At 36.4% G+C, this 3603-nt stretch carries 2 protein-coding genes and 1 pseudogene; all 3 read left to right on the forward strand.

Annotation, left to right across the window (positions count from 1 at the left end; genetic code table 11):
- Positions 1–192 (forward strand): annotated as a pseudogene (locus F6K22_RS35660) (hypothetical protein); the annotation flags it as partial.
- Positions 193–943: 751 nt separating this feature from the next.
- Positions 944–2095, forward strand: coding sequence for an ABC transporter ATP-binding protein (locus tag F6K22_RS35665; protein WP_293109300.1), 1152 nt, complete (start codon positions 944–946; stop codon positions 2093–2095).
- A 267-nt stretch (positions 2096–2362) separates the two neighbouring features.
- Positions 2363–3469, forward strand: coding sequence for an ABC transporter substrate-binding protein (locus tag F6K22_RS35670; RefSeq protein ID WP_293109302.1), 1107 nt, complete (start codon positions 2363–2365; stop codon positions 3467–3469).
- The last annotated feature ends 134 nt before the right edge of the window (positions 3470–3603 follow it).

Consider the following 3603-nt stretch of genomic DNA (forward strand, 5'->3'; position numbering starts at 1 on the left):
TCCGCCCTTAAAGAAGACATAGTTCATCAGTTTTTGATATTTTCAAATACTTATCTTTCTTATCATCAGCTTCAAAAGATACTATCTGCTCAACCAGACTATCAAGCAATGCCAGCTAAAATCTCTCAACAAATTTTGATGATAATAGATAGAAACACCGAAGAGTTTTTTAGCAGCAAACAAAGTTTATAAACAGAACCTATCAAATTTTAAATCTCGTCCTCGTATTCCTAGATATAAAAATAAAATAACGGGAATAAATCTTGTAGTTTATACGAAACAAGCCATTAGCAAGAGGCAACTTAAACAAGGAATTATTAATCTCAGTAAAACTGAAATTTATCTAAAAACATTAGTACCTACTTCACACTCTTAAACAAGTTCGTCTCATCCCTAGACTTAACCATTATGTAATTGAGGTGATTTATGAAGAAATGCGAAAAACAGTTGCGAATAGAGAAAAATCCTTGCGCCAGTATTGATATTGGATTAAACAATTTAACTACATTTTCATGTCGGCGACAGCCGAAACTTTTAATAAGCGCCGGAATAAAACCCAAGAGTGATAAATGGCAGACCGTTAAAATCTCTAAATCAATACTATAATAAACTTAAGAGTTCCTTACAACCTCAACTCCGGGAAAATCAATCAAGTCTGAGACTGAAAAAGCTTATGTTAAAAAGAGAATTTAAAATCAACGATTATCTTGCGTATTGCATCTCAATTGTCTTTTATTTAATCCTAAATCCTGAATATGGATCTATGAGGTTGTCTTGACCAGAGAAAACAAAACTAACAAAATAATCCTCCAGACTAATTAGGCTGCTCTTACTTTAATGTGAAGCGTAATAGCCAGAACTGCTAAAATACTAAAAAATCTAATACTTAAATTTATTAAGACCCAATTTCCCAAGCATATTCCCCACTCAAGACATAATAATTATGACTCAAACTGCACTGAATATTGGGACGACCCTAACCAAAACCGAAAACGACGTTGAACTGCGTAAAGTATTCAAAGTATTTGAAGGCCACACAGCAGTACGGGGTGTGGACTTCAATATTCGTCAAGGAGAATTTTTTAGTATTCTGGGACCTTCTGGCTGTGGCAAAACTACCACATTACGCTTAATAGCTGGGTTTGAAACCCCATCAGCAGGTGAAATAATGATTAGAGGCAAATCTATGAGCCAAACTCCTGCTTACCGCCGCCCAGTAAATACTGTTTTCCAAAGCTACGCTTTATTTAACCATCTGAGTGTTAAAGATAATATCGCTTTTGGACTACGAATCAAACGTTTAGGAAAAGCCGAAACTGAGGAAAAAGTAGCACAAGCTTTGCAGTTGGTGAAAATGGAGAAATTTGCCGATCGCTATCCTCATCAAATATCTGGTGGGCAACAACAGCGGGTGGCTTTAGCAAGAGCTTTAGTAAATCGTCCAACAGTATTATTATTAGATGAACCTCTCGGTGCCCTAGACTTAAAGCTACGTAAACAAATGCAAATGGAATTGTCCAATTTACATCGAGACTTGGGCGTTACATTTGTGATGGTAACTCACGACCAAGAAGAGGCCATGAGTATGTCAGACCGTATTGCTGTGATGCACGAGGGTAGAATAGAACAAATAGGCTCTCCTCAAGAAATTTACGAGCGCCCCCAGAGTCCATTTGTGGCAGATTTTATTGGAGATACAAATTTATTTCAAGGTCGGGTCGAATATAATCATGATTCTAGTCTGGTTGTTAAGACAGATAGTGGTCTGAAGATTTCTGTAGAACAATCAAAAATGAGTGAGAAGGGAAGAAACGGAGAAATATATGGAGGAGCTTCAGTAGTCGTAAGTGTGCGACCAGAAAAAGTTAATCTGAGTCTGTATTCTCCAGATGTATCAGAAAATTGTTTTGAAGGCAGGTTGATGAATGTAATGTATATGGGAACTCATGTACATTATCAAGTAAATTTATTGTCAGGCGATCGGATAATGGTAAGGCAGCCAAATACAGAAGGAACTTTGCCCAACCCAGATACTCCTATCTATGTTTATTGGGCAAAACACAATTGTTTGGCTTTAACTGAATCAAGATCGTAAAAATAAATAATTAAACACAATTAAAACGTAAACTTATAGCAGTCGAAGCAAAGGTTAGAAAATTTATAAATGCTCAAACTAAGTCATGGATTACTTTTGACTTTTGACTATCTTGCAAAGTTGCTCCACTTGGGGAGACCCCAAGACCGCACTTTGCGCTTTTGATTTTTGACTTGCGCGTAGCGCTATACTTTTGACTTTAAACTTGTAACTACTGTGCCTCCAACTAATTTACAGAAATACCAGCGAAATGATGTAGCTAAATCAATTTACAAGCAAAATGCTAGTACTTCTAGACGTCAATTTCTGAAAGCGTCAGCAGCTACCATGGCAGTTTCAACCCTTTCTAGTTGTGGTTGGAGATTAGCTGAAGTGAAATCTAACCCTAGAATGCAGGGTGATTCAGATTTACTATATATATATACTTGGGCAGGGTATACAGATCAAGATTTGCTCGATCGCTTCTACGATGAAACTGGTATCAAAGTAGTTGCAGATGTGTTTGACTCTAATGAGTCAATGCTAGCTAGAGTACAAGCAGGAGGGGGTGGAGCATATAGCATTATTTATCCATCTGATTATATGGTCCAAAAAATGGTTACCCTAAATTTGCTGACAGAGTTAGACCACTCTCTAATTATTGGTTTAGACGATCTATTTCCCCAATTTCAAGACCCGACATACGATCCTGGTAATGTCTATAGTGTACCCGTAAGTTGGGGAACTACTGGTTTAATTTACAATAGTAAACTGTTACCAAAAGCGCCTAATGATTGGGAATATCTCTGGGAAAATCGAGATTTAGTATTGAAGCGGATGACTTTAGTGAATGACGTGCGAGAGGTGATGGGGTGTGCTTTAAGAAAATTAGGATATTCTTACAACTCTACCAATGTAGAAAATATTAGGCAAGCTTACCAAGAGTTACTTGTACTCAGACCAGCGATCGCTTCTTTTACTACAGATGGTTGGCGGTCTCAAATTTTGGTAGAAGATTTGTTGATTGCTATGTGTTATTCTTCTGATGCAGCAGAAATTAAACCAGAAAATGAAGATTTAGAATATGTTACTCCAAGCAGTGGTTCTTCCCTGTGGATAGATACATTAGTAATTCCGAAAAATGCTCCTAACCCAGATGGTGCTTATCAATGGATTAACTTTATGTTACAGCCAGATATTGCAGCGGAAATTGTAGAAAGACTCAGTTTTACGACACCTTCTCGTGCAGCTTATCAAATATTACCAGAAGAACTAAAAAAAGACCCTACTTTATTTCCTCCAGAGTCAATTATTCAAAAGTGCGAAAGTTTAGCTCCACTGGGTAAATATGAAGAAGTTTATGACAAATACTGGACTAAATTAAGAAGTGGATAATTTTCATTAATGGATAATGGATAATGAATAATTGATAATGAAAATTATATCTAATTATTAATTAATAATTACCTCTGGTTAAAACCATACTTGATTGAAGCAAGTGTGGAAATATCCTAGCAATTTTTTATCCA

Origin of the sequence: Okeania sp. SIO2F4 (assembly GCF_010672385.1) — a bacterium.
Taxonomy (GTDB): Bacteria; Cyanobacteriota; Cyanobacteriia; order Cyanobacteriales; family Microcoleaceae; genus Trichodesmium.

What these genes read in the sequence shown, in the direction of transcription:
- F6K22_RS35665 (WP_293109300.1), top strand. Translation starts at nt 944, where the DNA reads ATGACTCAAACTGCACTGAATATTGGGACGACCCTAACCAAAACCGAA.